This window comes from Blautia sp. DFI.1.216, from assembly GCF_020594215.1.
Lineage (GTDB): Bacteria > Bacillota > Clostridia > Lachnospirales > Lachnospiraceae > Blautia_A > Blautia_A wexlerae.
Genome location: NZ_JAJDML010000004.1, coordinates 1 through 26,760 on the forward strand (window position 1 = coordinate 1; position 26,760 = coordinate 26,760).

A 26,760-nucleotide genomic window follows, 5' to 3' on the forward strand; every position below is an offset into this window, starting at 1 on the left:
GCAATCTGGAATGAATTTTGGCTACGTTACTGTGAACGGAGTGAACAGTAACGTAAAATCTGTTTACTATTCACTCTGTTCTCAGTAATGGTTACTGTTCACACACCACTATCCTGCGAGGTGTTTTGGCATGAATATGCCAAATCACACTTCTATTGTAATCTTACGTCCTGTCCGGTTGTATTTATAATAACGGACCCCGGCTGCATCCAGCATTCTCTTGGAAGCGATCACTGCCGGCGTGTCTGCATATTTATCGCAGTCATAGACAATCGTCTTAATACCTGCCTGAATAATTGCCTTGGCACATTCATTACATGGAAAAAGGGAAACATAAAGCTTTGCACCTTCCAGACTTCCTCCCCTGTAATTAAGGATCGCATTCAGCTCACTGTGGGTCACATAAAAATATTTCGTATGAAGACTGTCACCCTCTCTTGCCCATGGAAATTCATCATCTGAACAGCCCTTTGGAAAACCATTATAACCCATGGACAGGATTTTATTATCCTCACTCACAATACAGGCACCTACCTGAGAATTCGGATCCTTGGAACGCATCCCTGACATCATGGCAACTCCCATAAAATATTCATCCCATGATAAATAATCTGTGCGTTTATGATTTACATCCATTTTCCACACCTCCCCTTCACATACTTCACCATTCATCTGCTTCATAAAAGCAGCACATTGTCCGTTACTGTGAACGGAGCAAACAGTAACCATTATCTGCTTATAACTGACACAGCCAGAACTTCACACTTTACTCTACAGCAATTCCCATTCATCATACATGTGAGAGAATTACTATAATCATGCAGGCTCTGGCTGTTTTATCATTTTTCTTATTTTATGACTTATTCAGTCTCTATCTGATTAATTCTTCTGATATGTCTCTCATCATTGGAAAACGGTGTATTCAAAAATGTATCCACAATCTTCAATGCCAGCCCAGGTCCTACCACTCTTCCGCCAAGTGCAAGGATATTGGCATCATTGTGAAGTCTTGTAGCCTCTGCTGTAAAACAATCTGTGCAGACTGCAGCTCTGATTCCTTTAAACTTGTTTGCTGTAATGGAAATTCCGATACCTGTTCCGCAGATCAGGATTCCCTTCTCACATTCGCCGTCAAGAATTGCATGTGCAACCTTCTTTGCATATACCGGATAATCTACGGAATCCAGACTGTCACATCCATAATCTTTATATTCAATTCCTTTCTCATCCAGATATTTCTTAATCTCCTGTTTTAATTCATATCCACCGTGATCACATCCTAGAGCTATCATTAATCTTCCTCCTGAAATTAATTTATTTTCTTTACCTCTTCAGCAGACTATTTAAATGAATCTTCATTATCCATCTGGCCATTACTGCTGATAAGATTATATAGTCAGGCATATATCTGCTTCACTACCTGATTATATCATACCACCTGTATGATCTTATGTCCCGCTGCTTTCAGCAGACGGTTCATAATGGCCTGTCCCATTCTTGGTGTATAAAACGCTTCTGAATAAATAGACCTGACCGCACTCTGGTCAAAATCACGAAGCACTTCATATAAATGATGGGCGATTGTTTCCTCTTCTTTCCGACTTCCGATGCTGACTACCAGACCTTCGGGATATCTGTCCTTTGTCTCGTCCGTTGCAATAATTCCGACCTGCTCACCGTGTGCTTTCGCTTCCGCAGCCAGCTCATTGATTTTCTTCACAACAGCTTCCTCCGGTCCCTCAACAATTGCCAGATCTGCCTTCGGTGCATAATGGCGATATTTCATACCCGGTGCTTTCGGACGTACTTTGCTGTCAGCCGCAATCAGCCCCTTGTCCATCCTTACATCCCCCAGAGTCTCCTGAAGCATCTCCAGAGAAATATAACCCGGACGTAAAACCACCGGCACATCCTCAGTAAAATCAACGATCGTAGACTCAAGACCGATTCCCACCTGGCCTCCGTCAATAATCATCTCAATCGCCTCGCCAAGATCCTCCTCTACATGCTGTGCAGTAGTCGGACTGGGTCTGCCTGAAGTGTTGGCACTGGGCGCAGCCACATAACCACCTGCTGCCTTGATAAGTTCCTGCGCGATCCTGTCACTCGGAAAACGAACCGCCACACTGTCCAGACCACCCGTAGTCTCCTGTGGTACAAGATCCGACTTCGGAAAAATCATAGTCAGCGGACCCGGCCAGTACTTCTCTGCCAAAATCTTCGCCTTCTCCGGAACCTCAGCTACAATCGGAGCCAGCTTATCAAACTCTGCAATATGCACGATCAGCGGATTATCCGAAGGTCTGCCCTTCGCCGCATAAATTTTCATAGAAGCCTGCGGGTTCAACGCATCTCCACCAAGACCATAAACAGTCTCCGTAGGAAATGCAACCAGACCACCCTGTTTCAAAATATCTCCACCACGCCGGATAGCCTCCATATCAAGATTATCCGCTGTCATGGATACAACTTCTGCTTTCATTTTATTCCTGCTTTCTTATCTGTTCTGTATTTTATATAACAATATTCCTCTTACTTTATTTTCGTTTTGTATGTTCATGATACAACAGAGACAAAAATTCGTCAAATGTTTCTTCTTTGGCAAACAGATATTCTCCATTATCCAACCAAACAAATAACAAGCTGACAGAAAATATTTCTCCTGTCAGCTCGTACATCAATCTCTTAATTTATCAGGCAATACATATACCCTTTCTTTTGTGAGTTCTGTGGCCTTAACTTCTGCTTATACTGCTTACCTGAAACAAGATTATAATTTGTGTATAAATCAAAAAGCATTATCTGATCGCATTTATACAATATTTATAAATTCTTTTATAGGTACATGTAGAATAGTGAACGCCGTCATCTATATTTCCCTTAAACTCATTGTATGTACTGTAACCATTCTTCATCAGATATTTATAGGTATCTATCCATTGAAATCTCTTATTTAACCTGCTCTGCAATCTGTCATTAAAGTAACGTAACTGCGCTTCTTTTCGAGTTGGTTTCATTGCTGTATTTACCGGATTCACAGACATATAAAACAATCTGCAGTCACTTTCAAGTTCCTCTGCAAGAGTGTTCATACGCGCAAGATATGCATTTGCCTCGCCTTTATAATCAACCCCATTCCCGGAATTATGACTCGAAAGATCATTCACACCAAGATTAAAAATAACTGCTACGGGCTTATCTGAATCTGACTGCAGACGGGCAATTTCACTTCTCATTACTCTCTCTCCTGCTGTTTCAAACCAGCTCAGTCCCTCCCCTGTCTTACACACAAATGATACTTTTGCAACTGCATCCTTTCCATATTCCCGAAGAAGAGTTTTCTGCATAAAATACGTTCTGGAATCTCCCACAAAAATAATTCCGGAATACTCCGACAGCTGAGCTGCCAGATTATTGACCTGAATATCCGGCTCCTGTTGCCAGTTATACATAACTGCATATAAATGGGTTTTCTTCCTTACCTGTATCACCTGTCCCGCCTGATACTGCGGATTCTGAGTCTGATCCGGCTTCGTGCTCCATCCAAGAAAAGTATATCCTGTCTGATTTCTTATTGCTGGAAGTGTCACTTTTCCATTACTGTCTGCTTTTCTTATTATCGTAGACCCATCTGCCTGATGGAAAATAACCGCCTTCTGAGAAGCAGATGAAATCGCTCCTGTTCCCTCCGACGGTGCCAGTGATTCATCCTTTTTATTATCCGAATATGTAAAAGATGTGAAGCTTGTGGTTCCTTTTTCCGCATCGTAAACCCTTACTTTGCTGGTTTTCGCAAAAGCTGTTTGACAAAAACATGAACTACAGCAAATTGCTCCTGTCAACATCATAATCATCATTTTCCTGCTATAATGTCTAACCTGAATTATTCGATTCCTCATTTTAAAACTCCTTTCCTGTCATGTAAATATTCACAATCCTCATTTTCTCCTACTACTTATATAGTGTCATCTTTTCATTTTTCCACTGTAGCAACATATTTTTCTTATATACATTGCACATACATTATCATAATACAATCGTAATCTATATCTGTAAATTTCACTTTTTCCCTCTTTTCCACCTGATAATTATTTCCCCAAAACCATTCCAATCAATAACCAGCGTAAAAAAATATTTCATTTCCTGTGCATTTGCAGGGTACTTAGATATTCTTAGCCGGCAAAAATCTGCGTTATGAGAAATCAGAGACACTGTCTGAGCCGCAGGCGAGTTTGGCTCTGATTTCTCATGCTTTTAGCAGATTTTTAGCGGCTTAGAATATCTTAGTGCCCGAAACCGCACAGGAAATGAAATATTTTTTTACGCGTCCCTTTTGATCATCAAAGATTACCCGCAATATTCTTTACAAAAACGCAAAAAATGACGGCAAAACTGCCGCCATTTTTCACTCCCTTACTTATTAACCTTAAGAATATAAGTACTATACACCTCATCCTGGAACACCACTTCTCCAAGTGACTTCAGCACATCCTCATTCAATGTCCCCCCATATTTCTCCCTCTCCTTCGATCCGACAAAAATATAAGAAACATCATACTCTTCCAGCAGCTCCTTCACATACTCCTCATCCGAAGAAGTATAAATACTCTCAATATCCGCGCTCTTCTCATTCAAGTCCGCAGTATCATCTCTCCACAGCCACTCATGCACATACCATCCCAGCACAGTCGGAAGCCCTGTCATAGCAGAAACACGCTCATAGCCACTATAGCTGTCCCCGTTCGCCTCAAGCACAACCGGTGACCCTTTCACATTCTTCTTCAGCCATTTAATACCAGCCACATCCTCTGTGAAATCATTTGACAGGAAAGATGTCGCATTCAATCCTTTATATTCAGAAGGCTCCCATACCTTTCCAAACCACGCATACACACTGTTTCCAAAATAACCAAAGGTCCAGCAAAGCAGTACCAGACCGATCACTGACACAACCTTAAACACTTTCTTACGTGTAGCCACCAGCATACGGAAAATACCATATCCCATGGTCATCCCAAACAGCATATACGCCTGATAAGTCAGCTTAAACATAGTATTCGCCCTGGCGTTTCCATTTTCGTAAATATCTCTTACATAAACCAACTCCGGAATCACGATCAGCCCGATTGCACAGAGTCCCATGACAATCGCAAACAGATCCGGCACAGAGATTGCTTTCATCAGTTTATACAGACTTCTGTTCGCACCACCACGAAGCTTCTCCCAGATGATACAGATGATCAGCAGAACTGTCAGAACCACAGGCAGTCCCCACAAAATCAGCAGCTGATGGATCATAGAATGATTCTGCGCAATTCCCACACCTTTAAACATACTGTCAAACTGCAAAGTAAACGGCAGAGAAACAACGTATGAGATCACAATGATCTCCACTGCCTGAACCGCAGTCACTGCCAGAATCCTCTTCACTTTACCATCAAACTGAACGATATTGGTAAACAGCACCACTCCACCGGTCACCACGAAATAAATAATAAAATCCCAGAAATTCGTAAACCGGAACATACCGATCATCACTGCAGCCAGCAGGATATGCGGAATCAACAGCTGTTTTTTCCAGAACTGTTTCCGGCCCGGTTTCATGATCACTGCTTCTCTCATCCGCACACTTCGCATCCACGCATAAAGAAGTCCCACCAGAAACAGCACAAACATTACATTTACCACATGGGCATGGAGATCTCCCAACACAAAGGAATAACATGGAAATTCATGGATCGTCTTGTCCGGCACATCCGGATTGTATCCAATATAACGGGTCGCATCCGGGAACCAGTAGCTGTCCGCTTCTTTTCCCTGCAGCTTCTGGAGCCATGGAATGACCTTACTGTAAACCACATAATGCATATTTCCCGCAATTGATACAGAAAGTCCTGCTATGATCCCGGTCACTGCCGGCACACAACGTTTCTTTCCTGTCAGGCTTCCTTTAAGCCTGTCCACAGACATCTGACGAACCAGTGAAAACGGAAGCACAAACGCAAATGCAGCCACAAAAGTACGCATCAGATTGTAAGTGAGTTCTACTTTACTGCCAGTCAGCTTCGTCAGAAATACTGCAAAATACTGTCCGCCATAATAATAATTGATCGTACCTTCTGAATACCACAGATCTCTTGCAGGAAGTGTCGTACTTCTCATCATGGCTTCCATGAAACCATAATCCATAAATTTCTCAGTTCCGTATGCCTGCGGACGGAATCCTGCAAAATAAGTCCACATCAGGAAAAATATAAAGAACAGAATTTCCTCTCCGTAAATCAGATTTACCTTTCCGGACGGAAAGCAGTCAATTCCATTTTTTCCCTGAAAATGATATAAAACCCCACAGCCAACAGCACATACAACAGACACACCGATACATGTCGCTGCAGTAAATGGCAGTATCTTCGCAGTTACCAGAAACCACGTAAGAAAACCTGTCACAGTAATCGCCAGCACTTTTGAAAACATCCAGCCTTTGTCCTCAAATCCGGCAAACAGTCTCCCTGTCACAGGCATTGCAACCATTCCCATCAGAAATGCCAACAGCCACCAGGTCCAGAATGTCCATACATCTCCCTTTAACAGAAATGCAGACAGCCCTGCAAGAGCTGCTGCAAGAAGCACTCTCGGTGCCCATTTCTTCATCCGTACGTCCTCCTTAATCATTTATAAAATTATTGTGGTTACTATAATCTTACACATTCTCTCTTATCTCTGTAAATCTGTGATCACCCGGCTCATAATCATAAATCCGGAGTAATCCCCGTAATAATGCATTTGAGGATTATTCTGTTGTTTTATAGATTCGTATTCGTCCATCCTGAGTCTCATAAACCTTTTCATATGCTGCAGCAATTGTCTCCTCACGACATTCCTGCTGTTCAAATTCCGAACCTTCTTCAAACAGGATATATGTTATTTTTTCCTGTTGTACTGTTTTTTTCAATGTTTCACTGTCAGATGTGGTGTATATCGTTACAGCCTGTGCAGCCCTGTAATTCGTATCATAGCCTGCAGACCATGCGTAGTATGGCCATCCACAGTAAAGCATAGCTCCGGACATCGTCACTTCATTCATGCTGTACTCAGGAGTAAGTAAAAGATCGTTTTTCTCCAGATTCTCCTCCAGCCATTGGGTCAGCTCGCTGTTCATATTTACAGTCACACGTCTGCCCGGACCATTTCCCTTTATGATCACCACAAAGTCATAAATCCCGGTCACACTCAGAGATATCACCAATACTATTGCCAGTATCTTTCCCATAGTTTTTTGTATCCCGGACTGCCCATTTCTCCCTTTCCAAAGACTGCATACTGCCCATGCCCAGAAAATCGTCAGAAACGCATATGATATCATGATATATTTATGGTTTACATTAATATCCGGTGTCATCAGAAGCACAAAAGCAAAAATCACCGGAAACAGGAAACTCACAAGGATTGCTCTCTCCCGTCTTCTCATAAACCATACCATTAGTACCAGCCCAAGGAAAAAAACTCCGCTCATCCAGAACAGATATTTCACAACTCCCGGGACAGTCTTATCCTCTGCCAGAAATCCCAGATAAATCTGAGGACTCATAGCACTTCCAACAACAAAAATCTTTGACTGAAGCCAGGAAAAGAAGATGGATACCCCCGCCATGACAGCGTAATCCACTTTTCCATCCGAGAAAATCGCAAAGCCGCACAAAATCAGCAGACCACCGATCACTGCTGCCCCATTCCAGAACGCACACAGACCCAGAAACATTCCCATAAGCAGTGCCTGATCCAGATTTCTGCTTTTCCATCCTTCCTTCGAAAAGATTCTGTTTTTTATCCAGAGTATTCCCTTCTCTTCATGTGCCGTCCCGGCTTCCAGCCAGTCCATAAACAGATATAGCGCCAAAGTCACCATCAGAAGTCCAAATGCCAGATGCCTCTGATTAAGATAAACATTAAAGTTCCACAATCCCCAGTTCTCATTGACAGTATATCCGATAAAGGAAGTATTTTCTTCCAGGGTTTCCACAAGATTCCCTGCCTGGATATGCTCCCATACAAATCTGAAAAAAGCCATTCCGCTTCTGAAAAAGAACAGAAACAATGCCAGTACACCGCAGCACATTTTGCCTGTGATCCTAAGTGCAAGCTGATATAACAGCATAAGAAATCCCACAAGCGACAAGGTACTTACGATATTATAGGCAAAGTCCATACGCATTCCAAGATATTCCAGATTTCCTGTGAGAAACTGAAACATAAAATGATACTTTACATCTGCACCTCCATAATGAGGATACTGTGTGGGAAAATTATTTCCTGCAGAAAAAGAACGCATCATCGCCGTATGTGGTGCATAATCTCCATACACAGTCAGGCCGGAATACAGGATTCCGTCTTTTATATAGAATACATAAAACATCATATATGTAATAAATACAATCAGCAGACCAAAGAGTAATATTTCCTTTTTTAATCTGCGCTTATCCTGTGTTTTATCAATATTCCATATCCTGTAACTTCCCTGTTTTCTGTATTTCTGTACGCTGAGCAGTATCATAATAACTGCTGCACCTGTCATCCCGATAATATTTCCATACAAAAGTGGATTTTCAGCTTTTCCCACAACACTGAAAAACCAGGAAATAATATATACCATCCAGGTCAGTAAAAGTGTTCCGACTCCAAAAGAAGCCGGAAGCATGAGCCAGATACGATTAATACCTGACACACTCTTTCCCTCTCCTGTCAGCATTTTCGATGCTTCACAGCCCAGCATTCCTGCCAGAAGCAGATAAATAATTCCAAGCATAATTTCTCCCTGTACATTTCCCCGCCATGCAGATACTCCTACCTCCGGGGGATTTTATCAAACAAGTATCAGTATAGCAAAAATCCCTACTTATTAAAAGCAAGTTCACATAAATTAAACATTTTAAATTTTTTGTTGCTTCAGATATTGTTCAATCCCTTTCACTATAGCTTCCACTATTTTATTCTGATATTCTTCTTTGCAGAGAAGTCCGGCCTCTTCCGGATTTGTAAGAAAACCACACTCTACAATATTCAAAACACTTTCACTTCTTTTTAACAGATAATAGGTTTTATTACCTTTTGCCACACGAGGGCGTTTTACTTTCAGTCCCAGATTCAGTTCTTCCTGGATAAACTCTGCCAGATTCTTTCCCCGGACAGAATCTTCATAATAAAACACCTGTGGACCGCATACAGACGAATCCTGATAGCTGTTCTGATGAACACTTATGCACAGCACAGGTCTGTATTTCTTTATCATAGCAATCCTGCACTGCATATCCTGTGCTTTCTGATTTCTGCTGTCCTCCTCATAAAGGCCCTTATCTTCTTCCCTTGTCATGATTACAGAAAATCCTTGTTTTTCCAGAGAATCCTTTAATTTTACGGCAATCTGAAGATTTATCCCCTTTTCTTCCAGTCCGTTCACTCCGATCATTCCCGGATCCGCTCCACCATGTCCTGCATCTACCAGAATGATTTTTGAATTTTCTGTTGAACTCATAGTCTCTGAAACTTCAGCTGCCTGTTTTGACAGAATGAGAAAACTGACAAGAAGCAGACACCCTAACATTAATTCCAGTCCATATTTTTTCAAACTAAAAACACCTCCTGAGACATCTTTTACAGTCTACGGGAAAATTCACTGTTCCTGTAGACTGGCTATAGCAATTCCATAAAATAATGCAATCAGTATTTCATAAAATTCTATATTAATATATGTTTCAGAAGATGTTTTTATAGCCTGCTGATGCAGAACTTTTAATTATTCAGATTGTCCGAGATTACCTGCCAGATTCCGTTGTTTTCAAATCCAAGCTTCCATGCAGAAACTCCTGCAAGGTCATATTTGGATACCAGCTTCACTTTCTCTGCAACTGACTGAGCATCCTCAAGCCAGATCTGATAGGTAGAATTATCTATATCATATTTTCCATAATTCTGGGAAGTGGTCTTATCCCAGTAGGTTTCCACATTATTATCTGCAATTGTCTGCTGCGCCTGATCCATACCGATCGCTTCACTGGTTACATTTCCCCCTGTGGTCCTCCACAGTCTGGTATAAAACGGAATGGCATTGATCACACGTTCAGCCGGAACCTCATCCAGTGTATCCTGGATTCCCTGTTCCACCCATGGAAGAGATGCCACAGAACCGGCTTCAGATCCTACATAATGCTCGTCATATCCCATGATGATCACATAATCTACAACCCTTCCCTGCTCAGCCCGGTCATAATGGCTTGTAAAATCCTCAGGAACCGGATTATCCACTGAAAGAACCAGATTATTCTTATGACACTCTATGGAAAGTTCTCTCAGAAATTCCAGAAAATGAGTTCCCACATCCTCGCTGAGAGATTCAAAATCCACATTAATGCCATCCATTCCCACATCTTGGGCTGCCTGGATCAGCTGACTGATAATATTCTGTCTCGCCGCAGTGCTGGAAAGTGTTTCCGTTGTACTTACTTCCTGTGTAAAGTTGTCGATCAGTCCCCATACCTGAAGCCCCTTTTCATGAGCCTGTGATACATAATCTGCACTCGCAATGCTTGCAATGTTTCCTGAAGTATCTGTCAGATAGAACCAGGTAGGCGAGATCACATTCACACCTGTCATATTTGCTGTCGCATCCGCAAAATAAGCATTGGCATCTGTGGAAGTCACCTGATGCCACACCATATTAACCTTGCTGTCCATAGTAAGATAGGAGTACTGTTCCCTCTTAAAGCTTCGTTCAAATTTTGTCTTCTCTGCTTCTGCCACTTTCTTCTTATCTATATAACCGATATATCCGTCATCCGTAGCTACCTGATCCCAATTCTCCAATTCTTCGATAAGACGAAGCTTTGTACCTTTCTTTACAGAAGTAAGAATAGCCGATTTGATTCCACCGCGGTAACGTATGCTTGTATTCTTCTTAACTGTGACTGTTTTTACATTTTTGAATTTATACTGTATGGCAATCCTGTATGGATCTTTTGTGATGTATGCATCAAGATCTGTAAATTCCTGCACATAAGTAAGATTCAGATACACTTTATCATCTTTCACCCATACCTTATCTCCTGCCTCAGATGATGCACTCGCAGAAGTCAGCTCCGAAGGTGTTGCATAAAGTATCTGCTGATTGGCAGAATCCCAGTAATATCTCTGGTTCAGATAAGTATTCACCACATCCAGTGGTAAATAGACTCTGTCTCCGTCCACCAGACCACGTTCTTCCAGTTTCTCAGTTCCAATGACCAGGGCAATCTCCCCATCTGCCATTTCTCCATAATATTCATTCAGATCCATTTTCTCAGAAGATGGTATGTACTTCATTACTACATGAGTGACAATTCCAAGAATCGCAACAAGAATGACCAAAACGGCAACTGCGATAACTGGTTTATACTTTTTATTCATAGTATTTTTCCTTTCAGTAAATATTGTGTTACCGGAAACAAAGCAGACAGTAACACGATCGCTATTGATACATCAGCTCACAGAAAGGTATTTCATATAGTTATTTTGAGTATGATGTACCAGTATTATCAACTGTATCGGTAACTTGATGATACTGGCTTAAGTATACCATAAAATATTACAATTGTATTGCAAAATCGTATTTTTCACAAATTTTTAAGATATGCGTAATTATATTCTTATGCTGCCCGAAGGCATTATGAACATCGGGGGGACTGGTTCAGAATCTGTTCGGGCAGCTTTCTCTTTTGTTATTTTTCTTTGACGAAATCAAAATCCACACGAGCGATCCGTCCTTTTTCATCTTCAACGTAATCACGCATGTATCCACCACCTTCTGCAATCTGACAGGCTTTTGCAATTGTTTTCGGATTACTGAGTATACCATTCAGATACAGAGAAATTCCCTGTTCACGATAACTCTTCAATTCTTTTTCCAGTGGTTTACGCATGCTCTTTTTGGTTGCCCGTGATATATTTTCCGTAAGCTTACCTCCCTTCTTTCATAAGATTTTTTAGAAAGCACCTTATCGGCTGTTGAAAAAACAATATCCCTGCACCTGTTTTATCGTTACTGTGAACAGAGTGAACAGTAACGTTTCAACTTCTTATCATCTTCTTATCATCATGGAAATTTTACCTGTACATTGCCACAGCAGGAACGCTGCATGAAAAACGGCAATGAAGTTTAGAAATAAAAGATCACTTTGGTTAATGTTTCAGATCTTCGCTTATGTGAACCGCAGGTTTACTGCTTCTTCTGTTTTCATTATATCCATCTGGCAAACAGATGCAAGTGTTTTTCTTCATTTATGTATTTTTTTCTGTTTTGTTTCTAAAAATTTAATATTTTGGTTGATTACTTATCTTTACATTTTGCAGTTCTGTGTTATATAATATAGTGTATAAAATTTTATAAATTCACAGTCAGACAATAGAATTTTTGAAGTTACTTACAGCAATTTTCCAAAGGCAGCGCATCTATGGCAATCCTTTAAAATTGCTGTTCAAAAAAACAATAGTAACTTTTAATTTATCCGTAATTGTCCGCAGCTTTCAAAAGTTAAATTTTCATTATCAGAAACACTTTTAATGGATTTTCACAGGCAATTATGAAGCTGCCAGATAATTCAATGTTATTCAGAATAGGATGTGACAACATGAAGATAGAAAAGATCAACGACAACCAGATACGCTGCACACTGACAAGAGAAGACCTGGAGAACCATCAAATCCGTATCAGTGAACTGGCTTACGGCACTGAGAAAGCCAAGAAACTTTTCCGCGATATGATGCAGCAGGCACAGATACAGTTTGGTTTTGAGGCAGATAATATTCCATTAATGATCGAGGCCATCCCGGTGAGTACCGAGAGCATCATCCTGATTATTACCAAAGTAGAGGATCCTGAAGAACTGGATACCCGTTTCTCCAAATTTGCTCCATTCAGAGAAAATGATAAGACAGATACTCTTCAGCTTGACGGTGCAGACAATATTATTGATATCTTCCAGAAGCTTTACGAAGCAAAGATGAAGAGTACTCAGACAAAAGATGGCAAATCTGCTCAGAATACCGGAGCAAAGGAAAATGACGATACTCAGGTTCCTGATGTAAATCTTATCCGTCTCTATGAGTTCGACACACTGGACGATGTGATTGCGGCCGCCCATGGACTGAACGGCTATTTTACCGGTACAAACACCCTGTACAAAGATCCGGCCGATGAGCTTTACAAACTGGTACTTCACCAGTCATCACTTTCTCCGGAGGATTTTAACAGGGTATGTAATATTCTTACGGAATATGGACAGGGAAAGGCTTTCTCTCTTTCAGGAGAAGCTTATCTGACAGAACATGGAGAACTGATTTCCGATTCTGCCCTTCAGCAGCTGATTCAACTGTAATAATTTTCATAATTAAAAGAGCATTCAGTTTTCATCTGAAAGCTCTTTTCTTATACCATAGTAAATTACAGATTTCTCAAAAAAGGATGTCCTGAACTTATTCAGAACATCCTTTTTACATGTCAGTCTATGACAATTCAACAATTGTCATAGTCCGTCATATGATTACCTTTCAGGAAGATTATTCTCCAAGAAAATCATTGATCTGGTTAACCAGTACATCAACATCCAGTCCATGAACCATAGCTGCTTCTTCGAGAGATTCCATCTGGGAAGATGGGCATCCAAGGCAATGCATTCCTGCTCTCATAAGAATCGGTGCGATATTTGCATCAATCTGAAGAAGCTGACCGATCAGCATGTCTTTTGATACTTTAGCCATTGTATATTTCCTCCTTAATTTTTCTTCATACTACTCAGCTTTTATAGCTTCTGATATTATAATACTATTTTACTCTGGAATCAACTGCAAACTTTTAATTTTATCGTTCCTCCCTGAAATACGGAAGTCCCAGCGCAGCAGGCGGCTGGTGTTCCTTTTTCTTTCGGAAGCTTGTGAATACCAGTACGATAATCGTTACCACATAAGGCAGTGCTTTAAATACTTCCTGCATGCTTCGTCCAAGTCCCGGGATATAAAGATACAGAATATAAAGAGCTCCGAACAGGAATGCTCCCCAGATTGCATTCAGTGGTTTCCATAATGCAAAGATTACCAGTGCAACAGCAAGCCAGCCACGATCTCCAAAACCATTGTCTGTCCAGGTTCCTCCTGAATATTCCATTACGAAATAGAGTCCGCCCAGACCTGCCAGACCTGCACCGATACAGGTTGACAGATATTTATATTTGATAACATTGATACCTGCTGCATCTGCAGTTCCCGGATTTTCACCGATTGCCCTGAGATTCAATCCCGTTCTTGTCTTGAACAGAAAAAACGATAACAGGACTGCTATAATAATACAGAGATATGTAAGGAAACCATAATTAAATAAAATACCTCCGATAACCGGAATCTTAGACAATCCCGGGATTTTTGCCGTATAGGCACTTCCTGTTACTTTTACGGAAATCTGTCCTACACCGCCTGCAAGCTTGGAAATAGAACCGCCAAAGAAGTTACCAAAACCTGTACCAAAAATGGTAAGTGCAAGACCTGTTACATTCTGATTTACACGAAGTGTGATAGTCAGGATACTGTAGATCAGACCACCGATTGCAGCACATGCAAACGCACACAAAAACGATATCAGTACACCCACAAGTGCATTGGGATCAGGATTATCCTTCTCATAGAGGAAAGCTCCCATCAAACCTGAAATGCCGCCCATATACATAATTCCCGGAATACCAAGATTCAGATTACCGGATTTCTCTGTCATAATCTCACCAAGCGCCCCATACAGAATACAGATGCCCTGGACAATTGCTTTTTGAATAAAAACTATCAGTACACTCATTGCCGCTACCTCCTATTTCTTTGCACGCTTTACTCTGTAGTTGATAAAAAATTCTGCACCGATCAGGAAAAACAGAATGATTCCCAGAAGAACATTGGAAGCATTCTCATTCAGTCCATACTGTGTTGCGATCTGTACGGCACCCTGGTTCATAAATACGATGCCAAAGGAAACTGCAACCATAATAAATGTATTAAACTTGGAAAGCCATGCAACAATGATTGCAGTAAATCCACGACCGCCTGCTGTTGCAGTGGAAATCGTATGGCTGGCTCCGCTGACAATAACAAAACCTGCGATACCACAGATTGCACCGGAGATTGCCATTGTACGGATAATAACCTTTTTCACCTGGATACCGGCATATCTGGCAGTATTCTCGCTCTCACCTACTACTGCGATCTCATAGCCCTGCTTACAGTATTTCAGATAAATAAACATTCCCACTGTCAGAATCAGGACAATGACTACATTCCAGCCATATTTCTGTCCGAACAATTCCGGAAGCCATCCGCCTTTTGTAGCCTGATTGATGATACCGACTGTATTGGAACCTTTCGGATTTTCCCAGAATACAATACAATAAGTTACTACCTGCATGGCAACATAATTCAACATCAGAGTAAACAGTGTCTCATTTGTATTCCAGTTTGCTTTAAATACAGCCGGAATCATTCCCCAGATCATTCCGCCAAGTGCACTTGCCACAAACATTACGATCAGAAGTAACCCTGTAGGCATCTTATCTCCTGCATAGATCATGACGGCAGCAGAGCAGGCACCACCGATCAGGATCTGACCTTCTGCACCGATGTTCCAGAATTTCATTTTAAATGCAGGTGCCAGACCAATGGAAATACACAGCAGTACCATTGTATCTCGTATGGTCTGCCACAGACGGCGTTCCGAACCCATTGCTCCATCCCAGATTGCCTTATAGACATCCACCGGATTCATCTTTACCAGGGCAACGATCACCGCTCCGCACACGATCAGTGCAAGGATCAATGCAATGAAACGGATCAGAAGACGTTCCTGCCATCTGGCTTTGTTTCTTCTTTTACTTACCTGTAAGAAAGGTTCTTTCTTCATGCCTGTGTCCCTCCTTTTTCATGCTTCGTCATAAGAATCCCGATTCCTTCTTTCGTTGCAGTTCTTCCATCCTCAATTCCGCTGATTTTACCTCCGCAGAACACTGCAATCCTGTCACACAGTTCAAGAACTACATCAAGATCCTCAATAACACAGACTACTGCAACCCCTTTTTTCTTCTGTTCATTCAGAAGACGGTAGATCACATGGGAGGTATTGACATCCACCCCTCGAGTCGGGAAAGCTACCAGAAGCACTTTCGGATTCTGGGCGATTTCTCTTCCTACCAGAACCTTCTGTACATTTCCTCCTGACATCTGACGGACAGGTGCAGAAATACTTGGAGTCATGACTTCAAGCTGTTCTTTAATTTTTAATGCCAGTGCCTTTGGACCTTTTCGATCCAGGAATGGACTTTTGCCATTGCGATAGCTTCTGAGCATCATATTATCAGTCATATCCATATCGCCCACAAGCCCCATACCAATACGGTCTTCCGGAACAAAAGCAAGGCTGATTCCTGCTTTATTAATGGAGATAGAATCCATTCCTGCAAGCTCTGTTCCTTTTCCATTGTCATCAAGCAGGGTGATCGAACCGCTCTCTATTGCCTGGAGTCCTGCAATTGCCTCCAGAAATTCTTTCTGTCCGCTTCCGGAAATGCCGGCAATACCCAGAATCTCTCCTGCATTTACTGTCAGATCAACATCATCCAGAGTTTTTACCTCTTCTTTGTTTTTACAATTCAGACCTTTGACTACTAATCGTTTCCTTACATTCTCCGGTTCAGGACGGTCGATATTGAGATCTACTCTGCCGCCTACCATCATCTCTGACAGGCTCTGTGCATTTGCCTGAGCTGTTTCTACTGTATCAATATACTTTCCTTTTCTGAGTATTGCCACACGGTCTGATAACGCCAGAACTTCCTGGAGTTTGTGCGTGATGATCATAATGGAACATCCATCTTTTCTCATATTTCTCAAAATATCGAATAACCGGTCAGACTCCTGTGGTGTCAGAACTGCGGTCGGCTCATCCAGGATCAGAATCCTCGCGCCACGGTAGAGCATCTTTATGATCTCAACTGTCTGCTTCTGGGAAACGGACATTTCGTAGATCTTCTGTGACAGATCCAATTCAAAGCCATATTTATCTGCCAGCTTCTGAATATCCTCTGTGATCTTCTTCATGTCCAGCTTTCCCTTTCCCGGAAGTCCCAGAACAATATTCTCTGCTGCTGTCAGTACATCTACCAGTTTAAAATGCTGATGTACCATACCGATTCCCAGTTCATAGGAATCTTTCGGTGAACGGATCGTTACTTCTTTTCCATTTACAAAAATATGTCCTTCATCCGGATAATAAATTCCATAGATCATATTCATCAGAGTTGTCTTTCCGCTTCCGTTTTCCCCCAGAATTGCAAGAATCTCCGATTTTCTCAGTGTGAGATCTACATGATCATTCGCCTGGACCGAACCAAAACGCTTGGAAATATCTCTAAGTTCAAGTGCATAGTTTTCTCCCACTATCGTTTCCTCCTTTTATCCAATGATATCCAATCCACAGTAAAAGTCTTGTCTCTTTGACTGCTGATATCATTTAATCCTACTTCTGAATTATGGAATTGCTCTCCTGTATACTCCATAATACAGCAAAAGAAACCTTCTGTCAGAAGACTTCAAGACTTCCTTTGCGCGTACGATATGAAAACAGCAGAGCTGCCGCCCGGGCAGCCCTGCTGTCGTAAATTGCTCCGCGCTTTGCAGCTCCAGCAATTTTCTTATTCTGTAATAGATGTAATTCCATCAATCGCAATATCAAATGCAGGTGCGGAACCATATTCAGATTCATGGAAGTATCCGTCAGAAATATACTCTGTATCATCCTTCTTATAAGTATCAAGTTCTTTGCCGTCTACTGTAAATGCAGATGTATCAAATACATGAAGGGATCCATCAATGAGCGCATCTTCCACTTCTTTGACCTTTTCTTCTGTACCCTCTGCTACAGTTTTGTCGTTGAGAGCTGTGATCTTATCTGCACCTTCTGCAAATCCTTTACACCAGTCAGTATCAATTGCTGTGCCGTCAAGCATACACTGTACTGCGTATGTATAATATACGCCCCAGTCCATAGATGCAGAAGTAAGTGCTGTGTTAGGAGCAACAGATGTCATATCAATATTATAACCTACACATGGAACGCCTGCTGCTTCGCATGCTGTAGGAGCACCTGTTGTATCTGCATGCTGGCTGATCAGTACACAGCCGTCAGAGATCAGAGCATCTGCGCACTCTTTCTCAAGGTCAAAGCTTGCCCAGCTGTTTGTATATTTTACTTCCATTGTTACAGACGGGCATACGCTCTTCGCGCCAAGATAGAAAGCTGTATAACCGGAGATAACCTCTGCGTATGGGAATGCACCTACATAGCCCATCTTGCATGCGTCTTCTTTTACTGTTCCGTCCTCGATCATTTCATTCAGTTTCAGACCTGCAACTACACCTGACACGTAACGTGCTTCATAAATATTTGTAAAATAGTTATGCATGTTGGAAAGTCCGCTGGATGCAGCCTGTGTTCCTGTTGCATGACAGAACTGAACCTCCGGATATTCCCCTGCCGCTTCCAGTATATAAGTCTCATGTCCAAAGCTGTTTGCAAAGATGATCTGACATCCCTGATCTGCAAGGTCTGCTGCCGCATCATAGCATCCTTCATCTTCACCGATGAGAGTTTTCTCAATAATCTGAGAATCGTCAAGACCAAGCTTCTCTTCCATCTCATCAATTCCTTTCATATGAGCTGCTGTGTAACCTTCATTCTCATCACCGATATAGATCACTCCTACTTTCAGGTCCTCTTTTGCAATCCCTTTGCCTCCATCTTCTGCAAATACCGGTGCACTCATGGAAACCGCCATTACTGTTGCAAGTCCAATTGCCAATGCTTTCTTCATTCTTCATTCCTCCATTCTTTCTATTTGTTTTCTGATTTCTGCTACGGAACAAAAGAGGCACAACTTTCTGTGTTATGCCTCCTTGCAAGTATCTTTACTATAACCGTTTATGTCTGAATTGTCAATAAATTCAGCAAAAACGCACTTTCTTTTTGATACTCTTATTTTTTTTGTATATTAACAGACTATTTTCCATCATACAAATGCCTGTATTTTGGCAGGATAATTTCTCTGCTCGGACAGACATTCACATGTCCGTCAGCTATTTGTAATCTGCAGGTAAAGTAAGCAAATGCTAACTTAATATTATTTTATAATGTATCTGATTTTATACTTGTAATTCAGACAAAGATATATTAAAATGTATGCAGAACCCCGAAAGGGGCCTAAAACGTTATTACGATAAGGAGGATTCTAATTATGGCATATGTAATTTCAGACGAATGTGTAAGCTGTGGAACATGCGAAAGCGAATGTCCTGCAGAAGCTATCTCTCAGGGAGATGAGCATTATGTAATCGACGCTGATGCATGCTTAGACTGCGGAACATGTGCAGATGCATGTCCAACAGAGGCTATTCATCCAGCAGAATAATTCATGATTTCAAAACAGCTTCATCTCTGTTTACCGCAGAGACGAAGCTGTTTTCTTTATGGATAACTTTTACAAATGTTTTCTTCTGATCCTCCTGCTTCTTTTTTCCAGTGCTGCAGCAGCCTCTTTTCTCGCAAGCTGTCTGTTACGGATCGTTTCATCCAGATCCCGGCACTGGTCTTCTCCCTCTTTTTTCATATGTAGCTCCTGAGCAATCAGACGTTCCATGATTTTCTGAAATTCAAGTATTTTTTCCCTCTCAGGCTGTTCATCTTCAAGAAGCTTCACTTTGCTCGCAGTAGTCCCGGGTGCAGTCCTTGAAATTCTTGGAACCAGTTCTTTGATTGCTCTCAGGGCAAGTCCTCTTTTCTTTAGTTCCTTTATATTAGCCAGAAGCGTAATATCATTTCCTGTATAGTAACGATGTCCCTGCTCATTCCTGCATATCCTCAGTTCCAGTTCTTCCTCCCAGTACCGGAGGACCGATGCCCTCACGCCAAGGATTTCTGCGGTCTGAGTCACAGTATACCGCTGCTCCATGCTGCCCCTCCTCCTTTTGAGTCCATTTTTTTCATCAGAAACCACTGATGCATATCAACAACTCAATCTATCACCTGATATCATTGAACCACTGCACTGTAAAAACAGCTGTCGTAATCCTGATATCATGTATATTTATTATAAAACGCCATACCGAGATTGCAAGAAGTTTCGATTTACAAACTTCCCTATAAAACTTTATTTTGACACAAAAAACAGGGAAACAGTACCGGATTCTCCCCCCTGATACTGTTTCCCTGTGAAATTTTTCTATAGCAATCCTCGTAAATAATGCATTTAAGACAATTCAGCAGGATTTCACACTCTGATGAGCTGGATTAAGATGCATTATTTTAGAGGATTGCTATAATATTATTCAAGTCAAAGATCAAACTCCTCTGAAATAGATTATTTCTTCATATTCACAAACTGTGTATATCTCGGCAGCCATACCAGTTCTACTGTTCCGATGGGACCGTTTCTCTGTTTGGCAATGATGATCTCTGCAATGTCCTTCTTCTCTGTATCCTTATGATAATAGTCATCTCTGTAGATAAACATTACCACATCAGCATCCTGCTCAATGGCTCCGGATTCTCGAAGATCCGAAAGCATTGGTCTGTGATCCGGACGCTGTTCCACCGCACGGCTGAGCTGAGACAATGCGATCACCGGCACATTCAGCTCTCTGGCAAGAGCTTTCAGAGAACGGGAAATATCTGAAATTTCCTGCTGTCTGGAATCACTTTTTCCACTTCCGCTCATCAGCTGCAGATAGTCGATCATGATAATCCCGAGATTATGTTCCAGCTTATATTTCCTGCATTTGGAGCGCATTTCCGCAATGGAAATACCCGGCGTGTCATCAATGATCAGATTAGATTTACCGATAATATCTGCTCCTTCTACCAGTTTTGTCCAGTCCTCGTCTTTCAGATTACCTGTTCTCATATTCTGGGAATCTACATGAGATTCCATTGCCAGAAGTCGGTTCACCAGCTGTTCCTTTGACATTTCCAGACTGAATATGGCAACTGTGACATCCTTTCGGAATGCCATATACTGTGCAATGTTCAGTACAAAGGCTGTTTTCCCCATGGAAGGACGGGCTGCGATCAGCACCAGATCAGAAGGATGCATACCGGATGTTTTATAATCCAGATCCATAAAGCCTGTGGGAATACCTGTTACAGAACCCTTAAGCTTAGACGCTTTCTCAATGTTATTAATGGCATTCAGAACTACCTGCTGGATTGGAACATATTCTTCATTGTTGCGTCTCTGGAGAATATTGAACAGTTTTTTTTCTGCTTCTTCCAGAATAATCTCTGTATTCTCCTTCTCCAGATAGCAGGTGTTGGCAATCTCTTCATTTGCCTTGATAAGTCTGCGAAGGACTGCTTTCTCACTGACGATCTTTGCGTAGTACTTCACATTTGCAGAAGTAGGAACCGCTGAGATCAGATCTCTTACATATTCCATACTGCTGATATCCGGCGGGAGTTCTTTCTCCTTTAAACGATTCTGAAGGGTCACCAGATCTACCGGTTTCCCTTCATTACACAATTCCACCATTGCATCAAAGATGATGCCATATTGTTTCTGATAAAAATCATCACTGGTAAGTATCTCAGATGCCACAAGGATTGCATCTCTGTCCAGGATCATTGAGCCGATTACAGACTGCTCTGCCTCTATACTGTGGGGGAGTATTCTTTTAATCAGCGCTTCTTCCATTCTTTATCCCTCCGGAAGACTTATGCTTCTTTTACCCATACTTTAAGAGTTCCTGTTACCTTAGGATGTAATCTGACAGGCACCTGGGTAACACCAAGTGTACGGATTGGCTCAGGAAGCTGCAGTTTCTTTTTATCAATGTCAAGATTCAACTGTTTCTTTGCTGCTTCAGAGATTTCTTTGGAAGAAACGGAACCAAAGGTTCTTCCGCCTTCTCCTGTTTTCAGTGTAAGGATGATTTCTTTTGTCTCGAGATCCTTTGCAAATGCCTGTGCTGCTTCATATACTTCTTTTGCGACCTTCTCTTCGTTTGCTTTCTGAAGTTTCAGATCATTTAAATTCTTAGGAGTTGCCTCCAGCCCCAGTTTCTTAGGAAGGATCATGTTTCTTGCATATCCGTCACTTACATTTACGATCTGTCCCTTTTTTCCAAGTGCTTTTACGTCTTCAAGTAAGATTACTTTCATTTTGTGTTTTCCTCCTGATATTCCTGATCTATGATGTCTTTAAGCATTCTCTCCACCTCATCCGGAGAAGCCTTGACCTGGGCACCGGCAATATTCATATGACCGCCTCCGCCCATCTTTTCCATCATTACCTGTACATTGACTTCGTCAATAGCCCTGGCACTGATATAAACTTCATTATTGTACTGAGTCAGTACAAACGATGCCTTAACCCCTGCAATATTCAGAAGCTCATTGGCTGCCTGTGCTCCTATAACTGTAGGACTGTCCAGATTTTCACTTGGACATCTGGCAATGGCATAGCATTCTCTGTAAATCTGTGCAGTTCTCACTGCTTCTGCACGTGCCTGATAAGATTTCAGATCATCCCTTAACAGTTTACGTACTCTGGTCACGTCTGCTCCACTCCTTCTTAAGAATGCAGCAGCCTCAAAGGTACGTACACCTGCTCTTGTAGTAAAATTGTTTGTATCGATCATAATTCCCGCATAGAGACAGTCAGCCTCCATATTGCGGATACGCAGGTCATCCGAGAAATACTGCAGGATCTCTGCTACCATCTCACAGGCTGAGGATGCATAAGGCTCCACATAGGAAAGCACCGCATTCTCTATCACTTCGCTTCCCCGCCTGTGATGATCCAGCACAACAATTGTCTTTGTCATGTGCAGAAGCTCCTCGCATTCCGTATAGCTTGGTCTGTTAGTATCAACTACAACCACCACTGTATTGTTATCTACCATATCTTTAGCCTGCTCGCTGTCCACAAACATAGATGGCTCGTAGTCTGGATTATTCACATATCCTGCGATCAACGGTCTGATAGATTTTGTCGGATCATTCACTACAATACTGACAGATTTTCCAAGTGTTTTACCTGCACGAAAAATACCGATTGCTGCTCCCAACGCATCCACATCTGTGATTTTATGTCCCATGACAACGACTCTGTCTTTCGTACTCATAAACTCTTTCAGTGCCTGCGCTTTTACCCTGGCTTTTACGCGGGTATTCTTCTCCATCTGCTGAGTCTTTCCGCCGTAATAGGTAATATTATTTCCATTCTTAATAACAACCTGATCACCGCCACGTCCAAGTGCCATCTCTATAGCAATACGTGAATACTCATAATTTTGAATATACGTGGAGGCATTCAGTCCCACACCAATACTCAAAGTGATCGCCATCTCATTTCCGATATTAACTGTTTTAACCTCGTCCAGAATATGAAATCTCTGTTCTTTCAGAGCCTCAAGCGAACTCTGGCGCATGATCAGGAAATATTTGTCCTTCTCAAGTTTCTTTACAAGACCATCGAAATTGGAAAAATATTTCGTAATCTTCCGGTCAATCAGAGCAATCAGAAGTGAACGTCTCACATCCTCTACACTCTCAAGTGCTTCCTCATAGTTATCCAGATAAGCCAACGCTACAACAAGCTTATTGTCTTCATTCTTTTTAATGTAAGACTTCAGTTCTGTATCGTCATACAGATACATGGCGATCAGGCTGGCATTCCTGTTTGAATTCTCCAGAAACTCACTTTTGGCAACCACTTCACCAAGAGACACCCTCTGCATGGAAATACGATAAGTCTTCTCTCCAAATCGAGTACTGATCTCAGCAGTCTCTTTCTTATCTGCGACCGGTAATTTGTCAGCTGTTACATCCGGAAAAACAGTGCTGACATTTTTCTTATAAAACTGATCTTTACCTGTAAGCTCCGCAAATACTTTGTTGGACCAGATCATTCTGCCATTCATATCCATAATGGCATAGGGCAATGCCAGTTCTTCAAGGATTCTCTTTTCAAGCGAATCATACTGATTGGCAAAGGCTATCAGTTCATTTACAATGAACGGTCTGTGGCATCGGAGTATTATTACTGCACATCCCACATAAATCAGGATTCCACCTGACACAATAATACCAGCCTTCACGCTGACAAAATATACCCAGATATTAAGTACGATCAGTAAAGCCGAGAGAATCAGAGGCCACCGCATGAATGCTTTCATATGCCCTTTTAATTTCAGTTTATCACTCATATCTTTCTTTCCGTTCTTCATCATTCTATTTGTTTCGCCTGTACACAGCAAATGTGCTGCATATAGGCAGGTTCTGTGAAAAACGCCCTTTGAATCATATTATAACAGATTTGAACAGAATTTACCATAGCAACAGAAGAACGCACAAAAATAATGGTTATTGTGTTACTGTTCATTCTGTTCTATAGCAATTCTCGTAAATAATGCAAAAATGCTGCTCCGCCAAATGCGGAGCAGCATTTATCATCTTCAGAATTAGTCCTGGATGTATGGCATCATAGACATATGACGTGCTCTCTTGATAGCAACTGTCAGTGCTCTCTGATGTTTTGCACAGTTTCCTGTAATTCTTCTTGGAAGGATTTTTCCTCTTTCAGAAACATATTTTCTTAATTTTGCTACATCCTTGTAGTCGATCTCGTTATTCTCTTTACCACAGAATACACAAACTTTTTTTCTTCTGCGGCCGCCTCTTCTCTTCATTGGAGAGTCTGGTCTTTCGCCTCTATTGTAAGCCATGATTGCTTTCCTCCTATTTTATTCTATCAGTTTGTATTAAATAAACGGCAGTTCTTCATCAATTCCATCCGGAATGTTCATGAAACCGTCTGCACTGGCTGCTCCCGGAGCCGGCATGGATGGTGCAGGTGCAGGGGATGATGTCTGAGGATGGGAAGCTGCGTAATTATCGCTGGCCGCCTTGCTCTCAGCAAACTCCTGTTCCTCAACTACTACCTCTGTGGTATAAACCTTCTGGCCATCACGATTGGTGTAGCTGCCTGTCTGAATGCGTCCTGAAACAATGATCTTAAGTCCCTGACGGAAATACTTCTCAGCAAACTCGGCTGTACGTCCAAAGGATACACAACTGATAAAGTCTGCTGTTGCTTCACCGTCACGGCGGAATCTTCTGTCTACTGCCAGTGTATATCTGGCAATTGCCAATGCATTCTCTCCTGCGGAATATCTCACCTCAGGATCTCTTGTTAAGCGTCCCATTAAAATTACTTTGTTCATATAAATACCTCTTCGTTTCTGCTTTGAATGGTTGAACGGATCAATTAATGGTGCCTTCTAAAATCCACCCTGTATAAGATTATGCGTCTTTTCTTACGACTAAGTATCTTAATACATTGTCCATGATGCGAACGTGTCTTTCAACTTCCGCCGGGCACTGTGCGTCTGCTTCAAACTGAATGAAATAGTAGAAGCCTTCATGCATTTTCTGAATTTCGTAAGCTAATTTTTTCTTACCCCATTCTTCTACTTCTGTGATAGTGCCGTTGTAACGTGTGATGTATCCTTTTGCTTTCTCAACAACTGCATCACGTACTTCGTCTTCAACTTTTGCACTAACAACTAATGCTAACTCGTACTTGTTCATGTCTTGCTTTACCTCCTTATGGTCTGTTGGCCCTTTGCCTGTCAAAGAGCAAGGATATAAAATATATCACGAGTGTTGATTCTAACATAGTTTTTCGTGTCTGTAAAGTACTATTTTTCTTTTTTTATCAAATTTTTAGTATTTTTCTCAACCATCTTGCGCGGTACCATGATCTGATGTCCGCATCCTGTACATTTCAGGCGGAAATCAGCACCTACCCTTAAGATTTCCCAGTCTCTGCTTCCGCAGGGATGGACTTTCTTTAATGTAACAATATCACCAACTTCATAGGGAAGTCCCATAATCTCTTACTCCTCTTATATAACTTTGACACTAACAGTGAATCTGTGAAAATACCTGTCCGATCGGCCCCTGGATCAGAAGGTCTGCATATCTGTCTCTCGGAGTCGGGGATTTGTTGATCACTACAAGGTGCTCTCCCCGGAAGTAATCGATCAGTCCTGCTGCCGGGTAAACAGCCAGGGAAGTTCCCCCTATGATCAGCACCTGTGCCTCTGAGATTGCCTTCACTGCTTCATTGATCGTCTGATTGTCCAGACCTTCTTCATACAATACCACATCCGGCTTGATAATTCCACCACATTCGCATCTCGGAACACCTGTGGATGCTTTCATGTGGGCAAAATCATAAAATCTGTGACACTTCATGCAGTAATTGCGGTATACACTTCCATGAAGCTCCAGCACTTTCTTACTACCCGCCATCTGATGCAGATTGTCGATATTCTGGGTGATAACTGCTTTCAGTTTTCCTGCCTGTTCCAGTTCTGCCAGCTTCAGATGTGCTGCATTTGGTTTTGCAGTGTCACAAAGCATCTTGTCTCTGTAGAATTTGAAAAATTCTTCCGGCTTTCTCATAAAGAATGTATGGCTTAAGATCGTTTCCGGAGGATAGTCATATTTCTGATGATAAAGTCCGTCCTGACTTCTGAAATCCGGGATTCCGCTCTCTGTGGAAACACCTGCTCCACCGAAGAAGACAATATTGTCATATTTGTCTACAAGTTCCTGTAATCTCTCAACTTCTCCTGCCATTTAGAATTCCT

The 26,760-nt window shown here is 41.7% G+C and carries 25 protein-coding genes; 2 read left to right on the plus strand and 23 right to left on the minus strand.

Annotated elements, in window-relative coordinates; all coding sequences use genetic code 11:
* Positions 1 to 144: 144 nt before the first annotated feature.
* The 9 genes from LJE11_RS02375 to LJE11_RS02415 form a co-directional block, all read right to left on the minus strand.
* Entirely contained in the window at positions 145 to 636 is a 492-nt protein-coding gene (locus LJE11_RS02375) for a deoxycytidylate deaminase (RefSeq protein WP_008707937.1), read from the minus strand.
* Positions 637 to 860: 224 nt separating this feature from the next.
* Positions 861 to 1,292 (minus strand): ribose 5-phosphate isomerase B, encoded by a 432-nt coding sequence (rpiB, locus tag LJE11_RS02380; RefSeq protein WP_008707935.1) that lies wholly within the window; start codon positions 1,290 to 1,292, stop codon positions 861 to 863.
* Positions 1,293 to 1,429: 137 nt separating this feature from the next.
* Positions 1,430 to 2,482, minus strand: a complete 1,053-nt coding sequence (locus tag LJE11_RS02385) for an L-threonylcarbamoyladenylate synthase (RefSeq protein WP_008707934.1) — start codon at positions 2,480 to 2,482, stop codon at positions 1,430 to 1,432.
* 316 nt (positions 2,483 to 2,798) lie between these two features.
* Positions 2,799 to 3,899 (minus strand): DUF459 domain-containing protein, encoded by a 1,101-nt coding sequence (locus LJE11_RS02390; RefSeq protein ID WP_227295452.1) that lies wholly within the window; start codon positions 3,897 to 3,899, stop codon positions 2,799 to 2,801.
* Positions 3,900 to 4,413: 514 nt separating this feature from the next.
* Positions 4,414 to 6,651 carry a DUF2298 domain-containing protein gene (locus tag LJE11_RS02395; RefSeq protein WP_227295454.1) on the minus strand — a complete coding sequence of 746 codons (2,238 nt, stop codon included), beginning with the start codon at positions 6,649 to 6,651 and terminating at the stop codon, positions 4,414 to 4,416.
* Positions 6,652 to 6,790: 139 nt separating this feature from the next.
* Positions 6,791 to 8,803 (minus strand): hypothetical protein, encoded by a 2,013-nt coding sequence (locus LJE11_RS02400; RefSeq protein ID WP_227295456.1) that lies wholly within the window; start codon positions 8,801 to 8,803, stop codon positions 6,791 to 6,793.
* A 123-nt stretch (positions 8,804 to 8,926) separates the two neighbouring features.
* Complete coding sequence (locus tag LJE11_RS02405) at positions 8,927 to 9,622, minus strand: N-acetylmuramoyl-L-alanine amidase (protein ID WP_020993441.1); 696 nt, start codon at positions 9,620 to 9,622, stop codon at positions 8,927 to 8,929.
* 164 nt (positions 9,623 to 9,786) lie between these two features.
* Entirely contained in the window at positions 9,787 to 11,436 is a 1,650-nt protein-coding gene (locus LJE11_RS02410; RefSeq protein ID WP_227295458.1) for a glycosyl hydrolase family 18 protein, read from the minus strand.
* 311 nt (positions 11,437 to 11,747) lie between these two features.
* Entirely contained in the window at positions 11,748 to 11,948 is a 201-nt protein-coding gene (locus LJE11_RS02415) for a hypothetical protein (protein WP_008707925.1), read from the minus strand.
* Between the two features lie 708 nt (positions 11,949 to 12,656).
* Between LJE11_RS02415 and LJE11_RS02420 the strand changes: the two genes are divergently transcribed.
* Complete coding sequence (locus LJE11_RS02420) at positions 12,657 to 13,403, plus strand: adaptor protein MecA (RefSeq protein ID WP_227295460.1); 747 nt, start codon at positions 12,657 to 12,659, stop codon at positions 13,401 to 13,403.
* Between the two features lie 181 nt (positions 13,404 to 13,584).
* On the opposite strand, the gene LJE11_RS02425 is transcribed toward LJE11_RS02420, so the two are convergent.
* The 5 genes from LJE11_RS02425 to LJE11_RS02445 all read right to left on the minus strand — a co-directional run bounded on the left by LJE11_RS02425 (position 13,585) and on the right by LJE11_RS02445 (position 18,875).
* Positions 13,585 to 13,785: a DUF1858 domain-containing protein gene (locus LJE11_RS02425; RefSeq protein ID WP_008707923.1), complete on the minus strand. Its 201-nt coding sequence runs from the start codon at positions 13,783 to 13,785 to the stop codon at positions 13,585 to 13,587.
* A 100-nt stretch (positions 13,786 to 13,885) separates the two neighbouring features.
* On the minus strand, positions 13,886 to 14,866 hold the full coding sequence (locus LJE11_RS02430; RefSeq protein ID WP_062807056.1) for an ABC transporter permease: 981 nt from the start codon (positions 14,864 to 14,866) through the stop codon (positions 13,886 to 13,888).
* A gap of 12 nt (positions 14,867 to 14,878) precedes the next feature.
* Positions 14,879 to 15,958 (minus strand): ABC transporter permease, encoded by a 1,080-nt coding sequence (locus LJE11_RS02435; RefSeq protein WP_055054058.1) that lies wholly within the window; start codon positions 15,956 to 15,958, stop codon positions 14,879 to 14,881.
* Complete coding sequence (locus tag LJE11_RS02440) at positions 15,955 to 17,490, minus strand: ABC transporter ATP-binding protein (protein WP_173697305.1); 1,536 nt, start codon at positions 17,488 to 17,490, stop codon at positions 15,955 to 15,957. Before LJE11_RS02440 ends, LJE11_RS02435 begins: the two co-directional genes overlap by 4 nt.
* 254 nt (positions 17,491 to 17,744) lie before the next feature.
* A complete protein-coding gene (locus LJE11_RS02445; protein WP_420314154.1) occupies positions 17,745 to 18,875 on the minus strand; it encodes a BMP family ABC transporter substrate-binding protein in 1,131 nt (376 codons plus the stop codon).
* 468 nt (positions 18,876 to 19,343) lie between these two features.
* Between LJE11_RS02445 and LJE11_RS02450 the strand changes: the two genes are divergently transcribed.
* Positions 19,344 to 19,517: a DUF362 domain-containing protein gene (locus LJE11_RS02450; protein WP_008707918.1), complete on the plus strand. Its 174-nt coding sequence runs from the start codon at positions 19,344 to 19,346 to the stop codon at positions 19,515 to 19,517.
* A gap of 69 nt (positions 19,518 to 19,586) precedes the next feature.
* Here LJE11_RS02450 and LJE11_RS02455 read toward each other — a convergent pair whose 3' ends face one another.
* The 9 genes from LJE11_RS02455 to LJE11_RS02495 form a co-directional block, all read right to left on the minus strand.
* Positions 19,587 to 20,057: a MerR family transcriptional regulator gene (locus LJE11_RS02455; protein ID WP_008707916.1), complete on the minus strand. Its 471-nt coding sequence runs from the start codon at positions 20,055 to 20,057 to the stop codon at positions 19,587 to 19,589.
* 408 nt (positions 20,058 to 20,465) lie between these two features.
* Positions 20,466 to 21,794 (minus strand): replicative DNA helicase, encoded by a 1,329-nt coding sequence (gene dnaB, locus LJE11_RS02460; protein ID WP_008707914.1) that lies wholly within the window; start codon positions 21,792 to 21,794, stop codon positions 20,466 to 20,468.
* Positions 21,795 to 21,814: 20 nt separating this feature from the next.
* A complete protein-coding gene (gene rplI, locus LJE11_RS02465; protein ID WP_008707912.1) occupies positions 21,815 to 22,261 on the minus strand; it encodes a 50S ribosomal protein L9 in 447 nt (148 codons plus the stop codon).
* Complete coding sequence (locus LJE11_RS02470) at positions 22,258 to 24,309, minus strand: DHH family phosphoesterase (protein ID WP_022380541.1); 2,052 nt, start codon at positions 24,307 to 24,309, stop codon at positions 22,258 to 22,260. Before LJE11_RS02470 ends, rplI begins: the two co-directional genes overlap by 4 nt.
* A gap of 255 nt (positions 24,310 to 24,564) precedes the next feature.
* Complete coding sequence (rpsR, locus tag LJE11_RS02475) at positions 24,565 to 24,828, minus strand: 30S ribosomal protein S18 (protein WP_008707906.1); 264 nt, start codon at positions 24,826 to 24,828, stop codon at positions 24,565 to 24,567.
* A gap of 36 nt (positions 24,829 to 24,864) precedes the next feature.
* Positions 24,865 to 25,326: a single-stranded DNA-binding protein gene (locus LJE11_RS02480; RefSeq protein ID WP_022380542.1), complete on the minus strand. Its 462-nt coding sequence runs from the start codon at positions 25,324 to 25,326 to the stop codon at positions 24,865 to 24,867.
* Positions 25,327 to 25,405: 79 nt separating this feature from the next.
* Positions 25,406 to 25,693: a 30S ribosomal protein S6 gene (gene rpsF / locus LJE11_RS02485; protein WP_020993443.1), complete on the minus strand. Its 288-nt coding sequence runs from the start codon at positions 25,691 to 25,693 to the stop codon at positions 25,406 to 25,408.
* Between the two features lie 110 nt (positions 25,694 to 25,803).
* Positions 25,804 to 25,995 carry a DUF951 domain-containing protein gene (locus LJE11_RS02490; RefSeq protein WP_008707901.1) on the minus strand — a complete coding sequence of 64 codons (192 nt, stop codon included), beginning with the start codon at positions 25,993 to 25,995 and terminating at the stop codon, positions 25,804 to 25,806.
* Between the two features lie 31 nt (positions 25,996 to 26,026).
* Complete coding sequence (locus LJE11_RS02495; RefSeq protein WP_022380543.1) at positions 26,027 to 26,749, minus strand: NAD-dependent protein deacylase; 723 nt, start codon at positions 26,747 to 26,749, stop codon at positions 26,027 to 26,029.
* Positions 26,750 to 26,760: the final 11 nt, after the last annotated feature.

Bases quoted from the DNA above. Each gene is read 5' to 3' on its own strand.
- rpiB (WP_008707935.1), bottom strand. From the start codon at position 1,292: ATGATAGCTCTAGGATGTGATCACGGTGGATATGAATTAAAACAGGAG.
- LJE11_RS02490 (WP_008707901.1), bottom strand. From the start codon at position 25,995: ATGGGACTTCCCTATGAAGTTGGTGATATTGTTACATTAAAGAAAGTC.
- dnaB (WP_008707914.1), bottom strand. From the start codon at position 21,794: ATGGAAGAAGCGCTGATTAAAAGAATACTCCCCCACAGTATAGAGGCA.
- LJE11_RS02390 (WP_227295452.1), bottom strand. From the start codon at position 3,899: ATGAGGAATCGAATAATTCAGGTTAGACATTATAGCAGGAAAATGATG.
- LJE11_RS02480 (WP_022380542.1), bottom strand. From the start codon at position 25,326: ATGAACAAAGTAATTTTAATGGGACGCTTAACAAGAGATCCTGAGGTG.
- LJE11_RS02420 (WP_227295460.1), top strand. From the start codon at position 12,657: ATGAAGATAGAAAAGATCAACGACAACCAGATACGCTGCACACTGACA.
- rplI (WP_008707912.1), bottom strand. From the start codon at position 22,261: ATGAAAGTAATCTTACTTGAAGACGTAAAAGCACTTGGAAAAAAGGGA.
- LJE11_RS02435 (WP_055054058.1), bottom strand. From the start codon at position 15,958: ATGAAGAAAGAACCTTTCTTACAGGTAAGTAAAAGAAGAAACAAAGCC.
- LJE11_RS02385 (WP_008707934.1), bottom strand. From the start codon at position 2,482: ATGAAAGCAGAAGTTGTATCCATGACAGCGGATAATCTTGATATGGAG.
- LJE11_RS02430 (WP_062807056.1), bottom strand. From the start codon at position 14,866: ATGAGTGTACTGATAGTTTTTATTCAAAAAGCAATTGTCCAGGGCATC.
- LJE11_RS02455 (WP_008707916.1), bottom strand. From the start codon at position 20,057: ATGGAGCAGCGGTATACTGTGACTCAGACCGCAGAAATCCTTGGCGTG.
- LJE11_RS02495 (WP_022380543.1), bottom strand. From the start codon at position 26,749: ATGGCAGGAGAAGTTGAGAGATTACAGGAACTTGTAGACAAATATGAC.
- LJE11_RS02375 (WP_008707937.1), bottom strand. From the start codon at position 636: ATGGATGTAAATCATAAACGCACAGATTATTTATCATGGGATGAATAT.
- LJE11_RS02445 (WP_420314154.1), bottom strand. From the start codon at position 18,875: ATGAGTGCACCGGTATTTGCAGAAGATGGAGGCAAAGGGATTGCAAAA.
- rpsF (WP_020993443.1), bottom strand. From the start codon at position 25,693: ATGAACAAGTACGAGTTAGCATTAGTTGTTAGTGCAAAAGTTGAAGAC.
- LJE11_RS02470 (WP_022380541.1), bottom strand. From the start codon at position 24,309: ATGAGTGATAAACTGAAATTAAAAGGGCATATGAAAGCATTCATGCGG.
- LJE11_RS02400 (WP_227295456.1), bottom strand. From the start codon at position 8,803: ATGCTTGGAATTATTTATCTGCTTCTGGCAGGAATGCTGGGCTGTGAA.
- LJE11_RS02415 (WP_008707925.1), bottom strand. From the start codon at position 11,948: ATGCGTAAACCACTGGAAAAAGAATTGAAGAGTTATCGTGAACAGGGA.
- LJE11_RS02425 (WP_008707923.1), bottom strand. From the start codon at position 13,785: ATGGCTAAAGTATCAAAAGACATGCTGATCGGTCAGCTTCTTCAGATT.
- LJE11_RS02450 (WP_008707918.1), top strand. From the start codon at position 19,344: ATGGCATATGTAATTTCAGACGAATGTGTAAGCTGTGGAACATGCGAA.
- LJE11_RS02410 (WP_227295458.1), bottom strand. From the start codon at position 11,436: ATGAATAAAAAGTATAAACCAGTTATCGCAGTTGCCGTTTTGGTCATT.
- rpsR (WP_008707906.1), bottom strand. From the start codon at position 24,828: ATGGCTTACAATAGAGGCGAAAGACCAGACTCTCCAATGAAGAGAAGA.
- LJE11_RS02395 (WP_227295454.1), bottom strand. From the start codon at position 6,651: ATGAAGAAATGGGCACCGAGAGTGCTTCTTGCAGCAGCTCTTGCAGGG.